At 63.4% G+C, this 24,867-nt stretch carries 22 protein-coding genes; all 22 read left to right on the top strand.

The window, feature by feature from the left end:
* Positions 1-67 precede the first annotated feature (67 nt).
* The 22 genes from ACO079_RS06805 (at position 68) to ACO079_RS06700 (ending at position 24,864) form a co-directional block, all read left to right on the top strand.
* A complete protein-coding gene (locus ACO079_RS06805) occupies positions 68-757 on the top strand; it encodes a hypothetical protein (RefSeq protein WP_421792771.1) in 690 nt (229 codons plus the stop codon).
* Positions 757-2,952, top strand: coding sequence for a terminase gpA endonuclease subunit (locus ACO079_RS06800; protein ID WP_421792770.1), 2,196 nt, complete (start codon positions 757-759; stop codon positions 2,950-2,952). The genes ACO079_RS06805 and ACO079_RS06800 overlap by 1 nt, the downstream gene beginning before the upstream one ends.
* Positions 2,952-3,152, top strand: coding sequence for a gpW family head-tail joining protein (gpW, locus tag ACO079_RS06795; protein ID WP_421792768.1), 201 nt, complete (start codon positions 2,952-2,954; stop codon positions 3,150-3,152). The genes ACO079_RS06800 and gpW overlap by 1 nt, the downstream gene beginning before the upstream one ends.
* Before the next feature lie 3 nt (positions 3,153-3,155).
* Positions 3,156-4,775, top strand: coding sequence for a phage portal protein (locus tag ACO079_RS06790; protein ID WP_421792767.1), 1,620 nt, complete (start codon positions 3,156-3,158; stop codon positions 4,773-4,775).
* A 14-nt stretch (positions 4,776-4,789) separates the two neighbouring features.
* A complete protein-coding gene (locus tag ACO079_RS06785) occupies positions 4,790-6,382 on the top strand; it encodes a S49 family peptidase (RefSeq protein ID WP_421792765.1) in 1,593 nt (530 codons plus the stop codon).
* A gap of 39 nt (positions 6,383-6,421) precedes the next feature.
* A complete protein-coding gene (locus tag ACO079_RS06780) occupies positions 6,422-6,802 on the top strand; it encodes a head decoration protein (protein WP_421792763.1) in 381 nt (126 codons plus the stop codon).
* A gap of 42 nt (positions 6,803-6,844) precedes the next feature.
* The gene (locus ACO079_RS06775) at positions 6,845-7,867 is read left to right on the top strand and encodes a major capsid protein (protein WP_421792761.1); all 1,023 of its coding nucleotides are present in this window, start codon (positions 6,845-6,847) and stop codon (positions 7,865-7,867) included.
* Between the two features lie 82 nt (positions 7,868-7,949).
* Positions 7,950-8,351, top strand: coding sequence for a hypothetical protein (locus ACO079_RS06770; protein ID WP_421792760.1), 402 nt, complete (start codon positions 7,950-7,952; stop codon positions 8,349-8,351).
* A gap of 35 nt (positions 8,352-8,386) precedes the next feature.
* Positions 8,387-8,776 carry a head-tail joining protein gene (locus tag ACO079_RS06765; protein ID WP_421792759.1) on the top strand — a complete coding sequence of 130 codons (390 nt, stop codon included), beginning with the start codon at positions 8,387-8,389 and terminating at the stop codon, positions 8,774-8,776.
* On the top strand, positions 8,777-9,466 hold the full coding sequence (locus ACO079_RS06760) for a DUF6441 family protein (protein WP_421792758.1): 690 nt from the start codon (positions 8,777-8,779) through the stop codon (positions 9,464-9,466).
* Positions 9,459-9,935 carry a hypothetical protein gene (locus ACO079_RS06755; RefSeq protein ID WP_421792756.1) on the top strand — a complete coding sequence of 159 codons (477 nt, stop codon included), beginning with the start codon at positions 9,459-9,461 and terminating at the stop codon, positions 9,933-9,935. The genes ACO079_RS06760 and ACO079_RS06755 overlap by 8 nt, the downstream gene beginning before the upstream one ends.
* 11 nt (positions 9,936-9,946) lie before the next feature.
* On the top strand, positions 9,947-10,198 hold the full coding sequence (locus ACO079_RS06750; RefSeq protein ID WP_421792755.1) for a hypothetical protein: 252 nt from the start codon (positions 9,947-9,949) through the stop codon (positions 10,196-10,198).
* Between the two features lie 31 nt (positions 10,199-10,229).
* On the top strand, positions 10,230-11,216 hold the full coding sequence (locus ACO079_RS06745; RefSeq protein WP_421792754.1) for a phage tail tube protein: 987 nt from the start codon (positions 10,230-10,232) through the stop codon (positions 11,214-11,216).
* Between the two features lie 2 nt (positions 11,217-11,218).
* Complete coding sequence (locus tag ACO079_RS06740) at positions 11,219-11,857, top strand: hypothetical protein (protein WP_421792752.1); 639 nt, start codon at positions 11,219-11,221, stop codon at positions 11,855-11,857.
* 26 nt (positions 11,858-11,883) lie between these two features.
* Positions 11,884-12,054, top strand: a complete 171-nt coding sequence (locus ACO079_RS06735) for a hypothetical protein (RefSeq protein WP_421792751.1) — start codon at positions 11,884-11,886, stop codon at positions 12,052-12,054.
* Entirely contained in the window at positions 12,054-14,552 is a 2,499-nt protein-coding gene (locus tag ACO079_RS06730) for a hypothetical protein (protein WP_421792749.1), read from the top strand. Before ACO079_RS06735 ends, ACO079_RS06730 begins: the two co-directional genes overlap by 1 nt.
* 3 nt (positions 14,553-14,555) lie before the next feature.
* Complete coding sequence (locus tag ACO079_RS06725; protein ID WP_421792747.1) at positions 14,556-14,918, top strand: hypothetical protein; 363 nt, start codon at positions 14,556-14,558, stop codon at positions 14,916-14,918.
* Positions 14,918-15,418 (top strand): DUF1833 family protein, encoded by a 501-nt coding sequence (locus ACO079_RS06720; RefSeq protein ID WP_421792745.1) that lies wholly within the window; start codon positions 14,918-14,920, stop codon positions 15,416-15,418. Before ACO079_RS06725 ends, ACO079_RS06720 begins: the two co-directional genes overlap by 1 nt.
* Positions 15,419-15,421: 3 nt before the next feature.
* Positions 15,422-15,862, top strand: coding sequence for an NlpC/P60 family protein (locus tag ACO079_RS06715; protein ID WP_421792744.1), 441 nt, complete (start codon positions 15,422-15,424; stop codon positions 15,860-15,862).
* Positions 15,849-24,152, top strand: coding sequence for a TipJ family phage tail tip protein (gpJ, locus tag ACO079_RS06710; RefSeq protein ID WP_421792743.1), 8,304 nt, complete (start codon positions 15,849-15,851; stop codon positions 24,150-24,152). The genes ACO079_RS06715 and gpJ overlap by 14 nt, the downstream gene beginning before the upstream one ends.
* Before the next feature lie 21 nt (positions 24,153-24,173).
* Positions 24,174-24,479 carry a hypothetical protein gene (locus tag ACO079_RS06705; protein ID WP_421792742.1) on the top strand — a complete coding sequence of 102 codons (306 nt, stop codon included), beginning with the start codon at positions 24,174-24,176 and terminating at the stop codon, positions 24,477-24,479.
* 40 nt (positions 24,480-24,519) lie between these two features.
* The gene (locus ACO079_RS06700; protein WP_421792741.1) at positions 24,520-24,864 is read left to right on the top strand and encodes a hypothetical protein; all 345 of its coding nucleotides are present in this window, start codon (positions 24,520-24,522) and stop codon (positions 24,862-24,864) included.
* Positions 24,865-24,867: the final 3 nt, after the last annotated feature.

Raw genomic sequence — 24,867 nt, 5'->3', positions numbered from 1 at the left:
TTTTCTAGTTTCTCGGGTTTTCATTTGCCTCACGGGTCGCACGGGTCGCACGGGTCAGTGGAGTTTCATGGCCAAGCGCAAGAGCGCGCAGCCAGCAGATCTGGTGAGTTTGCAGGTATGCGCAGACAGGTTGACCAAGAGCGGGGATGAGATCACCCGGTCGGGCCTGTCACGCTATGTGGCCGACTATCCATCGCTGGTGAAGGGCAAGGGCGCGCGGGGCGCGAAGCTGGTTAACTTCGAGGAAGTCCAGCAGCACCGCATGGCCAATGACGATCGCGCCGCCAAGTCCGGCAAGGAGATCCAGGCGAAGCCGGACGCCGCGGCCGATGCTGCTGGCAAGATCGAGGATCTGGAAGGCCGCCGCCGCGAGCGCAATGCCAAGGCGGCGCTCGCCGAGCTCGAGCTCGCGGACAAGCTGGGCCTGGTGGTCGAGCGTGCCGAGGTCGAGGCCGGGATGGCGATGATCGCTGGCCGCACGGCCCGCCAGTCGGAGCACGAGGCGCGCGATGTGGCCGAGCAGCTGGCGGTGGATCTCAAGCTCACCGCGGCCGATGCCGCTGCGGTGCGCGTGGCGCTAAAGCAGTTCGCGCGCCGGACGCGCGAGATCCAGTCGGAGGAGCTCAAGCGCTTCGCCGGTCAGCTGGGAGATGGCGAAGCCAGTGAAGATGCGGTGGCCCGGCTTGAGCGGCTCATCGAGATTGCCCGGTCGGATACCGACGCGATGCAGACCTTCAAGGCGGCGGCCAAGGGCTGATGCTGTCACCGGCTTTTGAGAGCCTGGCCAATGGCGCGGCCGTGGCCATGGCGGCCTATGCGGCCGCGTTTGAGCCGCCCGAGGAGATCACCGTCTCCGACTGGGCGGAGAAGTATCGCTTTCTTGGGTCGGAATCCGGCTCGCGTTTTGTCGGCAAGTGGCGCAATGCCCGCACGCCCTACGGTCGAGAGATCATGGATGTCTGCGGGCTCGATCACCCCAGCCGGTCGGTGAGGATCCGCGGCTCGGCCCAGATCGCCAAGTCGGAGTTCGGAGCCAACGCCATCTTCCACATGGCGTGCACGGATCCGCGCTCGACGCTTGTGGTCCTGCCTTCGCAGGAAGAGTTCCAGAAGTGGAACAAGGTGAAGTTCAACACCACCGTCGAGGCCACACCGGAGCTGCAAAAGCACATTGTCGGGACGCGGTCGCGATCGGAGGACGGCTCGACCGGAGCCTTCAAGCGCTTGCGCGGGGATGGCTTTATCCAGCTGACCACCGCCTCGAGCTCGAAGGGTCTGCAGGGTCTGCCGGTTGGCTTCATCCTCCTCGAGGAGATCACCGAGTATGACGCCGATGTCGGCAATCGCGGGGATCCCGTCACCCAGGCGCGTGCCCGGATGCTGGCCCAGGGGGATGATGGCAAGGAGATCTTGATCTCGACGCCCGGCATGAAGGGCGATTGCGCGATCACCGAAGCGGTGGAAGAGGGTGACCACCGCAAGCTCTATGTGAAGTGCCCCAATGAGGAGTATGGCGCGGGCCGCCATTGGCATCGTTGGGAATTTGACCAGATGAATGCCGACGCGGACGGGCCTTACTTCGAGTGCCCCGAGTGCGGCCACAAAGTGCGCGAGCAATACAAGAAGGCGATGGTGGCGGAGGCCGTCTTCGTGCCGTGCTTCCACTCACCCAACCCGGATCCAGATGCCGAGCCCGGCGCGGAAAACCCTGACAACCCAGCCCCGCCACTGGTCATCTTCGATGCCGATCTCATCCATTGGGTGAGCCCGGAAAGCCTGGTGCGCGCCTTTGGGCCGGAGGCCAAGGGCGGCCGGGACACGGAAGGACGCCACCCCAGCTTCGATGTCTGGCAGGCCTACTCGACGCTCGGCTCCTGGACCAAGCTCTGGGAAGAGTATGAGAAGACCCAGTCGGATCCTTCAAAGCTCAAGCCCTTCTATCAGCAGTTTCTGGGCCAGCCCTATGAGGTCCGCGGCGATGCGCCCGATGAGGAGAAGTTGCACGAGGCCTGGGTTAATGCCGGTCTCGAGCGCGGCCGGATCCCGGACTGGGCCTGCATCCTGACCGGCTTCACCGATGTCCAGGGCAACCGGCTCGAGTGGGGCGTCTACGCTTGGGGGCCTAACCCCGGCTTCATCCCTGGTGCCCGCGGTCGGCTTATCGATCATGGCGTCATTGATGGAGATCCTGAAAACGCCAAGACCTGGTCGGAGATGGCCCAGATCCTCGAGCGCACCTATGAAGGTCCGCGCACCGTGCCGCTCCGCTTCGATCGTTGGGGCGTCGATGCCGGATACAAAAGCCCTTACGTCTATCTCTTCTGCTCGGGTCGGCCGGGCGTCCTGGCCACGAAAGGCACCGGAGATCCAGATGCGCCGGAGCTCGGCACGCCCAAGAAGATGGCGGCCAAGTTCCAGAATAAGGTGCTGGCGCGCGCCGATCTCTACCCGCTTGGCCAATACGGTTTGAAAAAGCGGATCTATTTCGGCTTGAAGCAGGGCCTGGTCGAGCGATCGCCCGATGGTCCCGGTGAGCTGCAGGCAGGGGCGTTGGAGTTCCATGCCGGTTGCGATCTGGGCTTCTTCAAGCAAATCACCGCCGAGCATCTCAACCCTCGGCGCATGTTCAAAAACCAGCCCGTATGGGACAAGCCGGAACACCAGGCCAATGAGCAGCTCGACATCGCCGTTGGGGCGCGCGCCATGGCCTGGAATTATGGCGTTGACCGATTGAATGAAGCCGGGTGGCGGCAGCTCATGGCCTCCCGCGCCAAGGATCCAACCCTGGCTGCTGCTTTGCCGTTCGATGCGCTCTGGGATGCCCAGGGCAAGACCGCCGAAGCGATCAAGCCAACCAAGCCAGCCCCCGCCAATCCATCGCCGAAAAAGAGCAAGCCGTCCTGGCTTGAGCGCCAGGCGAAACTCAACCGCGGTGAGACAGGAGCCGAGTGATGACCGATGCCGAAAAGCTCGCCGAAGCGCGTGACGCTTTGCACAAATTGATGACCGGCCAGCAAGAGGTCGAGATCACCACCGATGAGGGCACGGTGAAATATGCCAAGACCGACCAGGACAAGCTCGAGCGCTATGTCGCCAGCCTGGCGCGGACCACGGGCGGATCCCGCCCCCGCGCCATCCCGGTGAGCTTTTAAGCCATGGCCAAGCTGCTCGACAAAAATGGCAAGGAGATCCCGGTCGGCACCGGCCAGCTCATCCAGCGCCAGGCCGCCTTGATGGCCAACGCCAGCGCGTTTGCCGGAGCCGACACCGATGGGGCCTCGCTGAAAAGCTGGAATCCGACCCTGCGCTCGGCCGATGCCGAGGCCCGTTGGGCGCGGGACCGGCTCACCGCGCGGGTGCGGGATCTCTACCGCAACTCACCCATTGCCCGTGCGGGCGTTGACAATTCCGTTGCGCGCGGCATCGGCTCGGGCTGGTCACTGCGCGCCAAGCCGGACTGGCGCAAGCTGGGGATCAGCTTCGAGGAATCGGTGCGCCTCGGTCTTGAGATGGAGATGTGGTGGCGCACCTGGGCCAATGACATCCACCGCCGTTGTGATGCCACGCGCAAGATGAAGGCGGGCGGGCTTTTCCGCTTGCTGTGGAAGCAGCGCAAGGTCGATGGCGAGAATCTGGCCGTGCTGCGCAAGCGGCGGGACAATGGCTATTTTGAGACCTGTCTGCAGATCGTTGACACCGACCGGCTCTGCAATCGCGACAAGGCCCAGGACACGCCCGCCCGCCGCCAGGGCGTGCACTTTGACACCGACTATGATGAGCCGATCGCCTATGACATCCTCAACGGCCATCCCAATGATTATGGCCTTTTGCGCGGTGCACCGGAATGGGAGACCATCCCGCGGGCCATGGATTATGGCCGCCCGATCGTGCTGCATGGCATGTCGGCCGATCGCCCTGGCCAGGCCCGCGGTGTCACACCGTTCGCGCCGGTCCTCAAACTCTTTCGCATGACCGATCGATATTGGGAGGCCGAAGTCCAGCAGGCCATCCTCGGCTCAATCATCGGCACCTTCATCAAGTCCGGCTTTGATCCGGCCGCCCTGGCCGAGCGCCTGGCGTCACCGGCCGAGCTCGCCGATGGCGGTTCGAGCTGGCAGGATCTGCGCGTCGATTTTTACGAAAGCAATCCGGTGAAGATCGGCGATGTGCGCGTGCCGGTGATGATGCCGGGCGATGAGATCGTCATGGAAAACGCCTCGCGCGACACCGGCCCCGCGCCCGAGTTTGTCAAGCTGGCCTTCCAGCAGACCGCCGCTGCCCTTGGCGATGCCTATCCCGAGCTCGCACAAAACTGGGAAGGCGTCACCTACTCCTCCGCCCGCACCGCCTACAATTCTGTCTGGCGGCATGTCGTGGTCGATGGCGCGGAGTTCGAAAACGATGTTGCCGACCCGCTCTATTTTGCGGTGATGGATGAGGCCTTCGATCGCGGTTATATCACCGAGCCCCTTGGTGCGCCCTCCTTCGAGGAGGATCCAACCGCCTATCTCGCTTGCTCCTGGACCGGTCCCGGCCGTGAGCATGTGGATCCGCTCAAAGGCGTCCAGGCCGATGAAGCGGAGATCGATGCCAACCTCTCCACCCATGAGCAGCAGACCGCCAAGCGTGGTGCGGACTGGCGGGACAATTTCGAGCAGCGTGCGCGTGAGGAGGCCTATGCCGAAGAGCTCGGCCTGCCTGCGCGCAACCCGGAAAAGGCCGCCGCTCTGGAAGCGCCGGTTGATGAAGAAGCCCGCCTCGGCGGCACCCGATAGGAAGGACACCCCTCATGCCACTTGCTCAACGCTTGGCGCAGATCGCCGGGCGGCCGGTGCTCATTGCGCCGACTGCGGCCCCTGCGCTCCTCTCTTCCCTCCGCGAAGAGTTCCCGGAAGACCGCCCTGGCCTTCTGGGATCTCTGGCGCGGGGCGTTTCCCGTTTGCCGATCGTCAACCAGCTCCCCGGCCTGGCTGGCCCGGAAGAAGGCGGCGAACGCCGTTCGTCAACCGAAACCGATGAGGCTGAGGTCCTGGCCTATGCCGGGCCGCCTTGCGCGCCCGATGCCGAGTTCCAGGAGGAGGATGGCTACTTCCTCGAGGGCAATGTCGCCATCATCGAGATCCAGGGCGCGCTCTGGGATCGCACGGGTTGGGGCTGGGGCTCCCGGCTCTGGTCTTATGACCGCATCGGTGCGGCCATCCGCGCGGCGCGTGCCGACCAGCGCGTGGCGGGGATCTTCCTGCGCATCGATTCGCCGGGTGGCTTGATCGATGGCCTCTTCGCCCTGGTCGAGGAGATCGAGGCGGGCTCGGCCCGTCATGGCGGCAAGCCGATCTGGGCTTTTGCCGCGCCATCTGCCTTCTCGGCGGCCTATGCGATCGCCTCGGCTTGCGATCACATCGTCTCGATGGTCGAGGGCGAGGTCGGATCCATCGGCGCGGTTGTGGTCCATTTCAGCGAGAAGGGCTGGCTGGATGCGCACGGCCTCAAGGTGACGCCGATCGAATACCCGGAAGGCAAGACGGCCGGGGCCTGGTGGGAGGACCTGCCAGAGCAAGCCCGCGAAGATCTGCAGGCGCGCGTCACGCGCGCTGCCAAGCTCTTCATCCGCCATGTGGCCGCCACCCGGCCCGACCTTAGCGAGGAGCAGATAATTGCGCTCAAGGCGCGCTGCTTCTCTTCCGATGATGAATCCGATGGCGGCCGCTCTGCGCTGCGCCTCGGCTTGATCGATGAAATTCAGCACGAGACAGCCGCCCTGGCTGCCTTGGCCGAATCCGTGCGGGGCACCGTCCCCGGCACGGCTACACCTCCGGCCGCTGCGCCGGATACCGAAGCTGCGGCGGCGACCGCGGCATCCACCAGCAAGGGAGCATCCGCAATGGACGCAAACGCTATCGCCGCACTACAGGCTGCGGCGGCCAAGGGTGACGAGGAAGCCAAGCGCAAACTCGCCGCCATCGAGCTCATCGTTGGCGAAGACCAGACCGATGAGGAAACCGAGGTTGAGGAAGAGGAGGAGGAAACTCCTGCGGCCGCGACCGAGGAAGAAGAAACCGAGGCCGAAGAGGAAGAAGAGGATGGCACGGTCGATGCGAAAACCGCTCGCGCGATCCTGGCGCTTCCCGAGGCCAAATCCCGGCCGAAGCTGGCCGGTGAGCTCGCTACCGAGCCGGGCATGACCGTCAAGACGGCCAAGCGCCTGCTGGGTAAGGCGGGCAAGGAAACGGGCAGCCGCATGAGCGGTGTCCCGGATCCGCGCGTGAAGGCCAGCTCCGGCACGGGGCAGGGTTCCGGCACGGGTGATGGCGACATCGACCAGGCCATGGGGGCTTTCACCAAAGCCTATGGCAAGGGCCGCCTTCGCAAAGATGCGGCCTAACCGGCCAATCTGACCACCGCAAAACGAAAGGAAATTCCCATGATTGCGGGTAATGAGACCTTCTCTGAGGTCAACAATGAGTTCGCGCTGGCCGGTTATCCCGTCCTGGCCGAATCCAAGACGATCGCCAGCGGTGCTGGCGCTCTCGTGGCGGGCACCGTGCTGGGCAAGGTGACCGCTACCGGCAAATTCATCGCATCCGATGAGGCTGCGGTTGACGGTTCCCAAACCGCCGCCGCCATCCTCGCGGTCGATGTCGATGCCACCGCGGCTGATGTCGATAACGTCCCGATCTTTGTCTCGGGTCTCTTCGATGGCGGCAAGCTCACCTATGCTGGCAACCATGATGCCGACACGGTGAATGCCGACTTTGAGGGCACGCCGCTCTTCGTTCGCACCGCCCTGGCGCTGCAGTCTTAGCCGTCACTGGCTTAACCCTCTGGCAGATATCAGGAGATCATCATGCCTCTTTCCAATGCAGACACGCGCCAGCTTTATGGGGCTGTCGAGACTATCCAACGTCCCGGCACCTTCCTGCTGGACACGTTCTTCCCGGAAATTGTCGAGTTTGATTCCGAGCGGATCGACTTCGACGTTATCTCGCGTGGGCGAAAGCTCGCGCCTTTCGTGTCACCCAAAGTGCCGGGCCGTCCGGTGCGCACGGGTGGTTATCAGACCAAATCCTTCGCGCCCGCCTATGTGAAGCCGAAGGATACGATCAACCCGGCTCGCGCGCAGCGCCGCCGTGCGGGTGAGCAATACATGGGCGAGATGTCGGCCGCCGAGCGGCTCGAGGCCTTGACCATGGATACGCTCGATGAGCAGCGCTCTTCCATCCTCCGCCGCAAGGAATGGATGGCGGCCAATGCTCTGCTCAATGGCCAGGTGACCGTCGAGGGCGAGGACTACCCCGCAGTCACGGTTGACTTCGGCCGCGATGCGGCGCTGACCGTCACCCTGGGTGGCGGCTCGCAATGGGGTGATGCCGGTGTCGAGCCGCTCACCCAGCTCGAGAATTGGTCGGGCCTTACCCAACGCAAGTCGGGGATCCCGGCGCTGGATGTCATCATGGATCCGGTGGCCTGGTCGGTGTTCCGCAAGAATGCCGATGTGAAGGACGTTCTCGACACGCGCCGCGGCAGCGAAAGCAAGGCCGAGACGGGGCCGATCGTCCCGATCTCCGAAGCGCGCTTTGCAGGCGAGATCGGCGACATGCGTTTCTGGGTCTATCAGGACTACTATGAAACCGAAGCCGGTGTTGAGACCCAGCTCTTGCCAGACCGGACGGTGATTATCTCATCGCCGAATCTGGAAGGTATCCAGGCGCATGGTGCGATCCTGGATGCCGAGCTGGGCCTTCTGCCCCTCGAATACGCGCCCAAGGTCTGGAATGAGAAAGACCCGTCCGCGCGCGTTGCCATGACGCAATCGGCTCCGCTCGTGGTGCCGACCCGCGTTAACCACTCTTTCCGGGCCACCATCTAACCGCACCCGGAAATACACCAGATGCAAAAGGGGCTGCTCTCGGGCGGCCCTTTTTGCTGAGCCAGTTTGAGAGGACAATCCAATGGCTAAGATCCAATGCCGCGTTGTGCGCGGCACTTTCACGCGCGGGAAGCCGGGCAATCAAGAAGAGTTCACCGCGGCTGATGACCCGTTCACGGCCGATGAAGCCGAGGTGCGCTCGCACATTGCCAATGGCGATATTGTCGAGGTCAAGGCGGATGGCAGTGATGCCGAGCCGTCCCGCAATGAAGCGCACGGCTTGCCGAAGTCGCTTGAAGTTGACGGTGACCTGGATGCGCCGGTCGCCCTGTCCGATGGCGAAGGCGCTCCGACTGTGCCTTTCGGTGCGGTCGTGTTCCGCGCCTGGAAGGACTTCAAGGGCAAGGTCGTTGACTTTAACAAGGCCGACCAGGAGCCGCTCTTTGATGCAGCGCTTGAAGCGTTGCGCAAGGAAGCCGGTTAGCCGGCCCTTCATGACGCCGGCACGGCGCGCCTGACATGGCATTAGATCTCATCGATCGGCTGCATGCCGCGCTTTTCACGCGCGGCATCGGCTCGGTGGCCGCGGTCTTCTATGGCCCAGGCCAGGATCCAGATGTCGATGGCGTGCCGTGCCGCATCATCCTTTCCACGCGCGATGAGGCGCGCGGGCAGGATGAGTTCTCACAAGCGGGCTTGCTGACCACAAGGACCATCATCGAGGTCCGCGTGCGCGAGCTGCGCGATGCCGGTGCGGCCAACCCGGCCGAGACCGGTGGCTTCAAGATCAATGATGCCACGCATGAATTGCATGACGTGATCTTCGAGATCGATGAAGAGCCCATGCTGCTGGATAACCATCGCAGGATCTGGACCTGCTACGTCTCGCAACCGGATGGGGCGGCCTAGATGGAATTGGCCATGGCCCTTCAAGGCAATCTGCAGCAGTGGGAAGATGACAACATCGAGGCGGTGCAGCGCGGCCAGCGCTTTGGCCTCGAGGAGCTTGGCGAGCTCGGCGTCAAGGTGCGCCGTGATGCGTCCAAGGAGCTCGGCCCGGTTGGCATGGCCTGGGGCTTTACTGTTTATCCAAAGGGCCGCGGCAAGCTGGCCGACAATCCGGCCGTGGTGATCCATCCCAAGGGCGAGTCGGCGGAAAAGATCTTCGCCACCCAGAGCAAGGGGGAGATCATCCGATCGAAGGATGCGTTGAATCTCTGGGTGCCGATCCCTGACAGCCCGGCCGATCGGCCTGCGCCGAAGAATGGCCAGAGCCTGGTCGAGTCCATCCTGGGCCGGGTTGGCAAGGAAAATGTCGAGATCATTCCTGGCAACCAGTCACGCCCTGCGATGGCTGTGGCCCGTTCCGCATCGATCGCCGCCAAGTCCGGCCGGGTCGGCCGTGGCGGCCGCCAGCGCTTGAAGTCGGGTGGCTTTCGCCAAGGCACGGCCGATGTGCCGCTCTTCTGGCTTTTGCCGCAGGTTCATGTGCGCCAATCGATCGATCTGCGCCCTGGCACCAACCAGATCGAGCGGAGCTTCCCAGAGCTCATCGCCAAGCATGTGGCCGCAGAGCTAAGGAGCGTGAACGGTGACTAAGGTAGAAGCCGCCTATCGCGGCCTGCTGGCGGTCCTGACTGCGAAAGCGGGCGAGGCCGACACAGCCCTTCCGCCGCCCGAGCGCAATGCCGCGCTCATCAAAGCCTTCAAGAATGGCGGCGGCGTTATCAATGCCGGTGTCTGGCTCAACCAGGTGGATGATGATCCCGACATTATCGGCGAGGAAGCCGGGGGTGTAGCAGAGCGCCAGACCGAATTCTGGCAGAATGTGCGCCTGGAATGGCTGGTTGAGCGCAAGGATGATCTTGAGCGCGAAACTGTTTTCGACACCGGACTGGAAGAGATTGCCGCCGCCCTGACTGCGGACCGGACACTCGGCGGCCTTGTAGACGACATCGAGATCCTGGGGCCGGTTCGCCGGGATATCACATTGAGCGGCACCCCGCGCATCAAGGCCTGCTATGTGCCCGTGCGCCTGCTGCTCACCGCACCAACTGCAATCGGATAGGAGAGCCGCTTATGGCCACCAAAACCACCAAGGGCGGCGCGAAGGCGGCCGCTCCCTCGAAGGCTGCGGCAAAGCCCGCACCCGCTGCACCGGCAAAGGATGAAGCGCCCCTCGCGCTCGTGGTCCAGGAAGCCGGTCTGGGCGGCAAGAATGTCGGGCAGATTGTCCGGCTGGATCCGGCCGCAGCCGAAGCTGCGATCGCCGACAAGAAGGCCCGCAAGGCCACCCAGGAAGATCTCGCCATCGCTGGCGAGACGGCCTGACCCCGCATAGACCCCTAGAAAGGATAGCGACATGACCAGCACGCCTCGCGGAGCCGCCTCAAGGATGTATCTCGGCATCCAGGCCGACTTCACCACGCCCAACGCCGTCAATGGCGATGAGCTCCACTTCTATGACGAAAACCTGCGCCGGACTAACCAGCTCGCCACCGATCGCGAGCTGGGCGGTGCCCGTCATAATACGGGCGACATGACAGATCCGGGGCCAGGTCTGCCGACCGTGGCAGGCCAGCTCACCGTGCCGATGGACTTCAACCAGATGCTCTGGTGGCTCTATCTGGGCTTTGGTGCGCCTGTCACCACTGATGAGGGGGGTGGCAATTTCACCCACGTCTTCAAGTCGGGCGCAGCTGACCTGCCCTTCGGCACGCTGGATCTGCAGGTGAGAGCTGACCGGATCAAGCATGTCACCGGTCTGGCGGTGAATGGCTTCACCTTCGGCACTGACAAGGCCGATGGCTACCGCACCTTCCAGGTCAATGTCCTGGCGCGTGACATTTCCATGCTCGCCGCGCTCTCAACGGTTGGCCAGACCGCCGTGCCCGCCCGCGCCAAAGCGGCGGGCTCGGTCGGCATCATGCGCATTGATGGTGTCCAGGCGGGCAAGCATGTCGGCGGCAACTTCACCTTCGGCAATGGCTTCCAGCCTGTGGCCCTGGCGGATAACTCGCCGCTCATCGGCCAGATGGATCCGGGCGATCGCGAGTCCGGTGGATCTCCGCGCTTCCGGCTTCAGTCCGGCGCGGGAGCCGACACGATCGCGGATAAGTGGCAGGATGAGACCACGCCCTTCCGCGTCGAGGCGGAATGGCAGAAGTCGGCCACCCAGAGCCTCACCCTCGATTACAAGCGCTGCTTTGGCCCCAAGATTGTCGATGAGGTCTCCAATGGCGCGGCGATCGAATATGCGGGCGAGTTCACATCGCACCAGACTGCGGCCGAGGCCGCCCTGGTTGTGACGTTGAAAAACCAGCTCGATATCACCGCAGTCACGGCCTAACCATGTCGCGGTTACAAACTGGCAAGCGCATCCGGCAACCTGAAAAGCTCGAGCTCGGGCTGGGTGTCTGGGTGCGTTGCCGCCCCATTGGGGTGGATGAAGAAGAGACGGCCATCCGCCTGGCGGAAGCGGCTGCTCGCGAGATGGTCAAGCAGCAGGATCTGCTGGCCGAATATGGAATGGAAGCGGCCGAGGCTTCCACGCTCTTTGATCTGGCAGATCTCAACGTGACGGTCGGCACGGGTAGCGTGCTCTTCGCGGTGGAGCTGGTCATGATCGCGGGCGTGGAATGGGGCGGCTTTGATCTCGAGGACGGGTCACCGGCCGAGGACAATCCCATCACCCGCCGTGCGGCCGGTCTGCTCTTTCTTGAGCGGATCCCCGGCACGGTGCGGGTCTCCCTGGCGCAGCGCTTCATCGAGAAGGCGCTGGCCACGCCGGTCTATCAGAGATCGGAGGGAAAAGACTCCGCCAGCGCGCGCACTGGCACTTCGGCGCTGGCGGGGGATTCTGTGCCAACTGCATCGAGCTCAAAGAGCCGTGCGCGCAAGGGCAGCCCATCTCAAGGGAAGGCCGCTTCGCGCGGCCGAAGTTCTGCCCGCTCATCGAAAACAGCCCGCAAACGCGGGAAGGAGAAGTAGCCTGGCGGGTCTGCCTGGACGGTGGTGTGTGGAAGCGCGCCGGAATGAATGGCCAGCTGACCGGCATTGAAATGAATGAAGCCCTGGCGCGGATCCATGAAGAGGATCTGGACCGGCCCTTCCTTCTCTATCTCATCCGACAAATCGAGTCCGGCGCTGTGAAGGCGCAGATCGAGAAGCACTCCAAGGATAAGTGATGGCTCGCAATAATGAGCTCCGCCTGCGCCTGTCTGCGAAGGGCAAGGAGGAGCTGATTGATGCGCTGCGCGGTATGGGCCGGGAGGCCAACCGGGCGGCCGACCAGATTGAGCGCGCAGGCCGCAAAGGCTCGCGCGGTCTCAAGCTGATCGATAATGCCGCGAAGGGGCTCAAGGGCGAGCTTCAATCGACGGCGAGCCGGATCCCGATCCTGGGTTCGGCCGTGCAGGGCATGTCGGTCCAGTTCCTGGCCGGAGCCGCGGCGGTCGGCGCGTTGACGGTGGCTCTGGCGGCGGCGCTGCGCATTGCCCGCGGGGCGGTGCGCGAGTTTGATGCGATCGCCAAGCGGTCGGATGATCTGGGCTTCTCGACGGACTTCTTCCAGGGGCTGCAGGAATTGGCGCGCCAGGAGAGCGTCCCGCTCGAGCGCCTCAACACCGCGCTCTCGACCTTTGCCCGCAATTCGTCCAGGGCGGCCACCGGCCGCGGCGAGATGGTCGAGATGCTCCGCGCCACTCATCCCGAGCTCCTGCGCGAGATCTCCCTGCTGGATAGTTCCGATGAGCGCTTGAGCCGTTATGCCCAGGCGCTGCAGGAAGCCGAAACCCAGACCGAGCGCAACCTTCTCGCCACGGCCGCCTTCGGCGAAAGCGGTTTTGAAGTTGCCCGCATGCTGGCCGATCTCGAGGATGGCATTGAGAGCTTCATCGATGACGCCCGCGAAATGGGCCTGGTGGTCGATGAAGACATATTGCGCCGGTCGGAGGAGATGGAGACGCGCATGACGGTGGCCGCCCGCGTCATCGATCTTAATCTCAAGCAGGCCTTCATCGAGCTCGCGCCGGTCCTGGTTGAGACCGCCGAGCTCCTGGCCGATGTGGCGCGTTGGATCCGCGATGTCTCCGATGCGGCCACCGACTTCTTCACCACCGATGATCTCGAAGCGGCTGCAGGCCTTCAAGGTGTCGCCGATCGGCTCTATTCGGGAGATCCTTATCTGCAGACCCGCCGCTCGCTGCAGCATGCGGTGAGCTCGGCCGTTGGTGGGGGTGAACAAGGCGAGCGCTTGTCGGCTATGTTCTCCGGCCTCGAGACCGATTGGCTCGGCCGGTTGACCGAAGAGTCCCGCGTCTTTGCTGCCAGCCTGCTGGATGATCTGGCCGGTGCCCGCCGCCGCATTGCGGCCCTGCGCGAGGAAGATGAGGGCGAAGGTGAGGGTGAGGACGGCGAAGATCTGCAGCGCATGATCGAGCTGCAGCAGCACGTCACCGAAGTCCGCGCAGGCGCGGCCACATCGGCCGAGCAGCTGGCCGCGTCCCTGGCTATGCTGCGCGAGGCGCGAGAAGCCGGGATCATCCAGAGCGATGAAGAGCTGGCCCGGCTCGAGGCCTCGATGCGCGCGCGCCATCACGATGCGGCTGCGGTGCGCGAGCAAGAGCAAGCCGAGCTGCAGGCGGCCCGCGCCCGCGCCGAGCTGGGGGACTTCACCGGCCTGCTGGCCATCCGCGAGCGCGAGCTTGGTGAGATGGTCGAGCGCGGAGCGTTGGAACGCGAAGAGGCCGAGGCCCTGTTGGCGGCCTATGAGCAGCGCTTGCAATCTTCCAATGCGGAAACCCGCCGCGCGGCCCAGATCACCGAGTCGGTCCAGACACCGCTCGAGCGTTATCAAGCCAATCTGGCCGAGCTCGATGCGCTGCTGGCGCGCAACAAGATCACCCAGGAAGTGCACACGCGCGCCGTGGCGGCCGCCACCGAGGTCTATCAGGCCGCAGATCCGGCCTTCCAGACGGCCGCAGATGTGCGCCGGGAGATGATGACGCTTGACCAGCGCCTGGCGGCCGAGGAAGAGCGCGTGGCCGAAGCTGTGCGCACGGCCGGGCTCGATGCGGATCTGGCGGCGGAATATCTCGAGCGCTATGCCGAGATGCAGCGCGAGGCCGCCGATCGCACATCGGAGCTGCGCTTCGAGACCGAGCTCCTGGACCGGGTGCTCAACAAGCAGATCGAGACCTGGGAAGATCTCGGCCGCGTGGCGCTGCAGGTCCTGGCCGACATCATCCGCCAGCAGACGCTTGCCGCGGATAGCTCGCAAGGCTTTGGCGCGTTTATCCGCCAGATCATCTCCGGCACGATCGGGGCGATCATTCCAGGCGCATCCTCGACCACGGCCGCGGCCAGCGCGTCTCAATCTTCCTTCGGTTGGAGCTCTGGCTTTATCCCGACTGCATCCAGTGCGGCGGCCACAAGTGCGGCCGCGTCCGCGCCATCCAGCCAGCTGGTGCCCGCTGCGGCCCCGCCAACCGAGCTGGGCCTCAATGTCTCGATCAAGAATGAGACCGGCCAGGAAGTTGAAGCCCGCGAACGCCGTTCGTCGGACGGAACGGCCACGCTTGAGCTCTGGCTCAAGCAAGCCGTCAAGAGCTGGATCCAGGATGGTGAATTTGACGATGACTTCGCGGTGGCTTTCGGGGCCAGCCGCCAACCGGCTTTGAGGTAGATCATGGCTGTCTGGCCTGCAACCCTTCCCGGCGTGCCGCTCCGCAATAGCGTGCGGCATCGCGGCAAGAATAATGTGATCCGCACCCAGACGGATACCGGCCCGGCCCGCAATCGCCGGACGCATCGCGCTGCGCCCGAGGGTTACAACGCGACCTTCCGCTGGACGCTGGCCCAGTATGAGGATGATTTTCTGCCCTTCTTCGGCGACACGCTTGGCGATGGCGCGTTGAGCTTTACCGGCTTGAATCACCCGCTGACCGGTGACCCGGTCACGGCGAAGCTCATTGGCGGCACGCCGCCCCAGGGCGTGCCGGGGCCAGCGGGCCGCGTGGATGTCACTCTGGCCATTGAGATCTTGCCCTGATGCCCGGCCCTAGTCAGGAGTTCATCCGCGAGGCGTTTGCCCAGGACACCAAGGCGGTCTATCTGGTCTGCGTCAAGATCGATCATCCCGCCCTGGCCGCGATCGCGGCCGAGCATCCCGATCTGGAAAGCCCGATCCGGGTTGTCAATGACTATCAGGATCTGGTGCGCGCCGATGGCACCTATAAGGCCTGGGCGTTTGAATATACCGAGCCGGATGAGGGTGAGGACGCCAAGCCGCGATCGCAGATCTCGCTGGACAATGTTGACCGGCGCTACATCTACGCGCTGCGCTCGATTGATACGCCCGCCACGGTGACGGTCGAGATTGTGCTGGCGCATAACCCCAATGTGGTCGAGCGCTCCTTCGATGAGTTCGAGCTGGTTGTGGCCGATTGGGGCCGCCAGCAGATCCTGCTCAACATTGCCTTCCGCGATGATGATGGCGAGCCCGCCTGCGCGTGGATCTATAACCCAGCTGTTGCGCCGGGGATCTACTAGGTCATGGCGTTCGCTCAAACGCCCGAGAAGGGCTGGCATGTGGACTATCTCGGCGTGCCCTATCTCTGGCGCGGCCGTGCGCCGGATCCGGGCTGGGATTGCTGGGGCATGATCCGCTTCTGCCATGACAGGCACTTCGGCTTCCTCTCGCCAGACCGCAGCGATCTCTATTCGGCCCGCGCCGATGCCTTGCCGCGCCGGGAGAAGTTCAAGCTGCAGGCGCAGCTGCTGCGCGAGTATCGGGGCGAGTGGCAGAAGATCGAAGCGCCGATCATGGGCGCGGTCCTTTTGCTCAAGGTCGATGACCTGCCGGTCCATGTCGGCCTCTCGCTGGGCGATCGCACTTTCCTGCATGTGACCAAAACCCAATCCACCCACGTTGCCACGCTTGGTGATGGTGTCTGGGATCTCAAAAAAGTAGAGGGCATCTATGTCCCAAGATAAGCGTCGGCCGGAGATCTTCCTGGCCAACCATCCCTTCTCCGATGAAGGGCTCAAGCGGTGCACGGCTCCGGCCGGTGAAACGCTGGAAGAGGCGCTCACGCGGCACGAGCCGGATCCGGTTTTGCGGGCGCACCTGGTGGTGCACATTGACGGGGTTGAGGTTCCGGCCGAGCTCTGGGCCAAGACCGAGCTGGCCGAGGGCGCGCTGGTCAATGCCTATGTCCAGCCTGCGGGCGACGGTGACAAGATCATCCGGTCCATCCTGCAGATCGCCGTGGTGGCGCTGGCAACCTGGGTGACCGGTGGCGCGGGCGGTGCGATCGCCTCAAGCCTGTTTGCCTATGCGGCGGGCTCCACCATCCTGGTGGTCGGCGGTCTGCTTATCAATGCGCTCATCCCGCCCGCTGTGAGCGGGGCCAATTTCAACCCTGGCCAGGTGTCGCAAACCTACTCGATCGAGGGCGCGCGCAATGGCGTGCGCCGCTATGGCACGGTGCCGGTGGTTTTTGGTGCGCATCGTTTCTATCCCGACTATCTGGGCGTGCCAATCCAGGAGCTGGTCGGTGACCAGATCTATGTGCGCATGCTATTTGCGCTTGGCCCGATGCCGCTGGACTTCGAGGACATCAAGATCGGTGACACGCCGATCGAAAACTTCGAGGGCGTTGAGATTGAAAAGCGCACTCGGCCGACCGATCCGCCGCTCACGCTTTACTCCAATGTCACGCGCCAGGCCCAGATCGGATCCAAGCTGGTCTGGGGCGCATGGGATCAACGCACCACCGATGCCGACACATCGGAGATCTCGATCATTCTGGGCTTCCGCGAAGGCCTGGGGCGGGTCAATGATGACGGCTCTTTCTCCGATGCGATCTGCCGGGTCGATGTGGAATATCGCCGGGTTGGCGATCTGGCCTGGGAGAATGCCCGGCCCAACGCGCCAGGAGCCAATTCCGGCATCCCCGGCAACACCACGCGCTATGACTTCTGGGATGATGGTTATGACATCGCCGACTGGCGGGACAATCTGCCGGTTGGCACGCCGGGCGGCGTGGTCACCTTTACGGGCGCAGAGCCGGGCAAGCCGATCCGCCGCGAGATTCGTTGGGCGGTGCCGGTTGGCCAGTATGAAGTGCGGGTGCGCCGGGCCAATGCGGATATCGAGTCGCCCGAGATTCGGGACGATTGCCACTGGGAGATCCTGAGATCCATCACGCCAAAGTCGGCCGCCCCGCTCAATGAGCTGGCCACGCTGGCTGTGCGGATCCGCGCCACCGACCAGCTCAATGGCGTCATCGATGAGCTCAATGGGCTCAACTACCGGGTTGGCCCGGCGCTGCGCCAGGCGATCGTGGATGATCCGCTCTATGATCTCTCGACGGTGACGGCCGCGGACTGGAATGAAGAGCGGCGCATCGACAATCCGGCCGACAATCTTGTCTTCAACTATCGCGGGCCGATGGCGGTTAATCCCCGGCCGGATTCCGCGATGGACTGGCCCGGCCTGGCCGAGTTCCATCGCCGCTGTCACGCGGCGGGCTGGAAAGTCTCCTGGGTGATGGACCGGACCATGACCCGCGGCGATGCCGCCAAGACGATCTGCCGGGTCGGCCGGGGCCGTCCGATCAAGCTGGGCAACAAGATCTCGGTCATTTCCGACTATGACAAGTCGGGCGAGGAGCGCTGGCTCTTCACGCCGCGCAATGTGGCAGGCTTCCGGGCGGTCAAGACGTTCATGCCGGAAGTCCATGCCCTGCGGATCCGCTTCAAAAACAAGGATGAGGGCTGGCAGGATGATGAGCGTCTTGTCTATGCCGATGGCTTCTCGGCCGAAGGTGAGGCGGGCGGCGGGCCGGTTGGCACGGTGGCGGCCACCAAGATCGAGACCTTCCCGCTCGAGGGCATTGATGATGCCGAGCTCATCTGGAAGCATGGTCGGTATTGGCTCTACACCGCCCAGCTGCTCAATGAGAGCTACACTTTCGATTACCCGCTCGAGGCGATCGCCGGACTGAAGCCGGGCCACATGGCCCGGCTGCAGCATGATGTGAACCTGGTCGGCCTGGGCGGCGGCCGCGTGAAGGAGGTGCGCCTCGATGGCGGGGGCAATGTCGAGGCCATCATCCTGGATGAGCCGGGGGATCCGATCGAGGGCAACCTCTTCATGGAGGCGGGCAAGAGCTATGGCATTGTCTGGCGCTATGTCGCTGGCACGCCCGCGGAAGGCCAGCCAAGGGTCTCTTCCAGCCTGGCGCTGCAGACCGTGCCGGGTGCGGCCGATGAGCTCCGCCCGGCCGCTGCTACGCTTCCGGCCGATGCGCCGCAGGCCGGCGATCTGGTGGCCTTTGGAGAAACCGGTCTCGAGACGCTTTCGGTCCTGGTCAAGAATGTCCGCAAGAAAGGCCGCTTCGGTGCCACGGTGGAAGTGGTGGTCGAGAAGCCCGGCCGTCATGTGGCCGACCAGGGCGCGGTCCCGGCGCACCAGACCGTCATCACCCTGCCTTACCGGCCGGTCCCGCCGCAGCCCATCGTCACCGATGTCAATGCGGTCTGGGAAGCCATCTATGTGCGCTTCGATCTGCCAGAGGGCACCGAGGAGCGGGTCACGCGCTTTAACCTGGGCATGCGGCGCACGCCCTCCGGCGCGGCGGATCCGGCCTATGAATCGGTCGGCTTCCTTCAGGCGGATGAGCGCATTGCCGCCTTCCCGCATGGCATCCCCGGCCAGAGCTATGACCTGCAGATCACGGCCGAAGATGGCCGCGGCCGCAAGGGCGAGCCGGTTTATGAGCTCGGCGTGGTGGCCAGCAATGATGTGCCCGAGCCGGTCAATCTTGTCCTGGCCGAAACGAGCTATCAGGTCGGCTATTCCGGTTTCCCGGCGCTTCTGATAACGGCCGACCCCAACACCCAACGCGACATTGTCTCGATGGAGGTTGAGCTCTCGAGCGATGATCGCGTCACCTGGTCAGCGGCGGGCTCTACCGATAGCGGCAATCCGCGCCTGGAAGTGCGCAGTGTGTTGCCCGAGACCGAGTATTATGTCCGCGCGCGCTTCATGACGGCGCGCGGCGTTTCCTCCGACTGGGTTGAGGCCGGGCCGCATACCACCAACCCGGTCTTTGCCGAGAGCGAGCTGGCGGTCGATTGGGGCATATTGGGCGATGGATCTCCCGAGGCCGACAAGATCGAAGCCTGGCTGGCGGCCGCGGCCGCCACCAATGGCCGTGCGGTGATCCCGGCCGGGATGGTCATGGGTGTTGAGCGCAACATTGTGATCCCGCAGGAAGGGCTCGAGATTATTGCGCCTGGCCCGCAGCAAGTGGTCTGGCGCTTCCTGTCTGCAGATCCGGCCCAGGTTGGTTTTACTTTCATTCCGCTCTCGCCTTATTCGGCGTTCCGGGCGGAGGGTATCAGCTTTGAAACGGCCGCACCGGCATCGGATCCGTGCTTCTTCACCAACCTTCCTAATTCTGGCGGCTTTGCCAATGAGACCCGCGTGCGCATCGAGGACTGCGAATTCCGTGGCGCGTCCGGCACCGGAGGCTGGTGGACCTTCTGCTGGGATGCGCTCAACACATCTTATGCCTCGATGGAAGAGTGTCGCCATGTCGGGGTTGAGAGCTATGGCGACGGCACCCATGGATACTATGCCGGGGTGCTGGCCCGGTTCCGCACCACCGATGCGACCAGCTTCTGCCTGGAAAACTATGTCCGCGATAGCCACTCGCATTTTGCCGAAGGCCTCGTGCAGATCCAGGGGCATGCCGAGGGCATCTCGGTGCGCGGTGGCTCGGCGGCTTCCACGCGCTTTGGTGTTGAGGCGATCGCGGCCACCGGCTTTGCCGAGCCCTGGGTAAACATCAATGGCGTGCACATGGCCGTGCTCGAATTTGGTGTCAAATTCCTGCGCATTGCCCAGGGCTCGATCGCAGGCAATCACATTGTCCGCGGATCTCATGACGCGCTCTTCGATGCAGTAGACTTCCGCGCCATCGATCTGGGTGACGATATCCGCACCAAGATGAACACGGTGGCCAATAACTTCCTGGGCGCGGAGACGATCCCGCTGACCTATGCGGGCACCTCAACGCTCATCTATGATGGCGGCCGCCGCAACCAGATCGCCGCCGACAACGTGCTGGCGGGGGCGATCTCTGCGGCCTTCAAGGATGTCGATCGGGGCGTCCATCTGGGGGCCACGTCCGGCTTCGCGCATTGCGCCATCCCGGCCGAAAACTTCCACCAGGGCATTGTCGCTCACATCGTCAATGACGGGGCGAGCAATGAGGTTGGCTATTGGGAGCGGAAGGTTGCCGCCAAGGATGCGGCGACGGGCGGATCCCTGGCTCTGGAAGTGGCCACCGACCAGGCGGCCGGTTACTGGCGGCCGCGGGTCTATGAGCGTGATTATGCGCTCGAGGATCCCGATGGGGTTATCCGGCATGCGGTCTATGACAATGGGGACCAGGTGCTCCTCGATGGTGCGGCGGTTGGCCGGGTCTTTATCAATGAGGGTGGCTCAACCGTCCTGGCGGATGCGGCCGGGGCGCACCAGCTCGAAGTCCTCACCTCCGGCGCGCGCGTTCACACCCATCTGACGGTTGGCTCCTCGCCGCTGGTCTTTGGCAATTCGGCTGCCACGATCAAGCACATCACCAGCCCTTATCCCAATGTTAATCCGACCGGCACCAACTCGGCCAACCGGACCTTGATGGTGATCGGCAATAACAACAATTATGCGGGCATCACCGTGGTTGCGCCCTTCTATCCCAGCCTGCGCCTGCAGAATGAGGACGGCAGCTCGACCGCCACCATGCAGCTTGATGGCGACACGCCCGGCACCCATCGCCTGATAACCTATCTTGGCGGCCAGGGGCGCGCCTATCTGTCGAGTGATACGCTGCAATTTGATGCCAATCTGGCCTCGCCCTATGCCCGGATGATCGTCACGAATTACAACGCCGCGGGCAATGCCCAGATGGCGATGTATTCAGCCAACGGCCAATACCTCCAGTCAATTCTCTATGCGTCCGGCTCGGCCTATCTGGGCGCGCGCATCGGCGTCTCGCCGGATTACACCGGCCCCTTCTATATTTCCAATATCGGGGAGGGTCCGCTTGTCCTGCGGACGCATTCCATCGAGCGGCTGCGCCTGGCCGGGGACGGTCATCTCACCGTAACCATGCCTGCAGGCGTTGTTCTGGAAACCGATGACAACCGGGTGATGCTGAAATATCAGGGCGAGACCATTGCCCAGACCACGGCCGATGCGCTGCGCTTCACCCGCACCGCGCTCGGGCCGGGCAAGGCTTATTTCCAGGGCACGCTTGGATATGATGACTGGGTGCTGGCGCCGCTGCCTAACGTCAACCAGCTGGCCATCCAGAATGTGAACACGGCCGAGATCGGGCTGCTCATCATCCGCGATAATGCGCTCTGGGCTTACTACAATAATGAGCCGGTGGCGCGCACCAGCTTCAATGGTCTGGAAGTCGGCCGGATCGTCAACTCGACGGCCTATCCCGCGCGCGTCCAGATCCGCGGCGGGGGATCCGGTGCGACCAATGCCGAGCTGGTCTTGATCGCGAGCAATTCAAACCATTATTGCGGCCTGGGTGTCTTCATGCACGATGAGGGCGGGGATACCGAGTGGTATGCGGGCACGCCCTATGCGGACGGTGACAGCTATGTCATCACCCGCAAGAGCGCCACGGCCGCGCATGATTCCGGCACGGCCAATCCAACCGGCACCAATGTCACGCGCTTCATGCGGGTGGAGAATGATGGCACGGCCGCGCTCGGTCTCAACCCGGTGGATCCGGCCGGATACTTTGCCAGCGGTGGCCTGGCGGTCTCCAACACCAACCCAACGGGCGGCCACATCTCGCGGATCCTTATCGATCCGGGCCTCATCACATCGGGCTGGAATGTGCGCCTGCAGAAGTCGGATTCTGGCTTCTTCATCCAGAGCGAGAGCAATTCCCGGCCGATCTTCCTGCAGGTCGGCTCGCCGCTGGTCACGGTCCTGGATCTGGATCCCAATGGGGTGGCGGTCACCGGAGACTTCACCGTCACTGAGGCAAATGGCACCGTCATCACAACGGACGATAACCGGGTCTATCTGCGCTATCAGTCGGCCGCGATCGCCTGGACCACGGCCGATGCGCTGCGCTTTGGCCGGATCGGATCCTTCGGTGGCAAGGCCTACTTCCAGGGCGCGAGCGGATACCATGACTGGGCGATGTATGCCCAGGCCGGGGCCTCGCAATTTGTCTTCCAGAATGTCACGGCCGCCAAGACATCGATCCTTCTGTCAGACACCCAGCAGCTGCTCTATGGCGATGGTGCGCTTGTGCTCACGGTCAATGCGTCCGGCGTCCATGTAGACGGCAACATTGTCAGCGATGGCTCGCTATATGTTGGGCCGGACGTGGCGGATTCACCCTTCCGCTTGCATGTCGAGGATGCGGTGAGTTCCCTGGTTGCGAAAATCCAGGGGCCAGTCGGCGGCGCTTATGTCGGCTATTTTCGGGGCAATTCCTATAACTGGTATGAGGGCATCCGGGGCGATAGCGACTTTGAGTGGGTGCCCGGCGCATCGCCAACCGGATCCAACTGGGTTTTCAAGATTGACTATGATGCCGCCCAGGTCCGGCTGGCGTCGGATGGCGTCCATGCCTCGGCCTATCGCTTCAGCAATGATACCGCCAGCCGCCTCGAGCATAATGGCACCCGGATCATGGTCATCGAGGGGGGCAATTCGGTTGCCAGTTTCGAGGTTGGCTCGGTCTCGATCTGGAATGGCAACCCGCTGGACTTTGAGATCCATGACAGCTTCATCCGCTCGGCCGGTGAAAACCGGATCCAGCTGCGCAGCGATGGGCTCAACCTTTATGACGGCTCGGCAGCGATCGCGTTGCAGCTGCGCGATACTGGCGTAACTCTGGTTGGGCGGCCATTGACGCTTGGCGCAGTTGGCCTCGAGGGCGGTGAGCTCGTGCTGCAGGGATATTCGGGCGGCTCTACCAACTGGATCCTCGATGCCGCCTCGATCGACCAGCTGCGGATCTGGCAGCAGACCGGCTCGAAGATGGTGCTCACCGCCAATGAGGACGGCGATGCGACCCTCTATCACAATGGCCTCGGCCGCGTTTCCACGCTCGATGATGGCGCGCGCATTTCCAGCGTGAATGGCAGTTTTGATCTGGGTGATTGGTCCTCGCAATATGTCGGCCTGGTCTATCCCGATGGGAAATATCTGGCGATCGCGGGCGTTACGGGCAGTGATACCACCAATGCTTACTTCTCCGGCCGGGGTGCGGCGCAGCTGGTCTCCAACAATGATGCGGGCACCAATAGCTTCCAGGTCGCGGCCAGCGCCCAGCGGCACTATGTCGGCGGATCCCTGCGCGCCGAATGGACCACCACCCAGCTGGCCTTCAGCGGGGCCTATAATCTCTCAATCCCGTCCGGCTATGTGATCGCCAATGCGCTTTGGGGCGCGCGTGACAATGACAGTGGCGTGGACATCTATGCCGGTGAGGTCCGCGTCCTGGTCAATAATAACCGCCTGGGCACCTTCAAGGATGCCGATGGATCGCTCACGCTTCATGCGTCTACCGTCTCGACCACGGGCGGCCGCTTGATCCTGGAAGGCGAAGGCAGTGATGCGGATGTCTACATCCAGCAGGATGCGGGCAGTTTCCAGATCAACCTCTTCAATGGCACGGCCTTCCAGACCTTCCTCACCGTGGCCTATGACGGCAATGCCAACTTCTCGCGCGGCGGTGTGCTGGTGATGAATACGGCCGCCAGCGGCGTGAAGATGCACAAGGCCCTCCTGGTCGGCGCACCGACCGGCAGCTGGAAGGGCGATGGCTCGATCAATGCGCAGAATGTCTATGACGATGACGCGCTGCTCTCCTGCTATGTCCTCGAGCACGCCAACACCAAAGCGATCGATGTGGCCAAATGGGATTCGCGGGTGCCTGACCGGATCCTCGAGAGCGGCATCCTGGTGCCGCGGCGTCACGATCCGATGCGCAAATTCATGGCGCGCCTGGGCACCGAGTATGACCCGCTCACGCTCGAGGGTTACGCCAGGCACTGGAAGGATAAGGGCCACCTGCCTTCCATGCCCAATGAAGACAAGTTCTCGCCGGAGGAAAATCTCTCTTCCGGCCAATGGATTCAGCGCTTGCTAGAGGATGCCGAGATCAAGGCCGTCCTCATCGAGGAGCTGAATAAGCGCTTAACCGCGCAAGAGGCAGGCGCGTCCCTGCATTAACCACCCAACCGGAGCACTCAAATGAGCACCAATCAATATGCCCGCTATGTCGGGCATACCCTTCAATCTGAGAGCTTGAAGCTCGACCTGGCCGACTGTGAAGCGGCCATCACCCATCTGGACAGCGAGATCGAGAAGCTGCCGGACGTGCCGGTGCAATACCGCCACCCCGGCCTGACCGCCCGCATGTCCGGTATGCGCAACAAATTCGTTGAGGCCCGCAATGAGCTCAAGACCGAGCGGGATCTCTTGATCGATGCCATCCGCCTGGCGGAGGAGGCCGAAGCTGCTGCGGCCAAGACCAGCAGCAAATCCACGAGCTCCTAAGCAGGGCTCTCCTATCCACTCTCATTGAGGACTGAAAACCATGAAGATCGATCTGGACACCATCATCACCGACCTTGAAGGCAAGCCCGTCCAGGTGCCCGATGGCACCGGCCGGGATCCCGTCACGCAACGTGAAAACACCAAGGATCTCACCTTGAGCAATGCCTGCATCATCACGCTGCGCACCGAGATCCCTGGCGATGACAAGACCGACACCGAAGAGGCGAAGATGAAACGCTATCGCCTGGCGCAGCGCATCGTTGCGGGCGGCAAGCAAGATCTCAAGGCCGAAGAGATCGAGCTTGTGCGCACGCGGCTGCACAAGGTCTTCGGCATGGAGGTCATGGGCGCGGTCCAGGATCTCCTCGAGCCACCAACCGGCTAGTCC

The organism is Hyphobacterium sp. (genome assembly GCF_965228115.1).
In the GTDB taxonomy this organism is placed as follows: Bacteria; Pseudomonadota; Alphaproteobacteria; order Caulobacterales; family Maricaulaceae; genus Hyphobacterium.
This window is presented reverse-complemented; position numbering and strand designations above follow the sequence as displayed.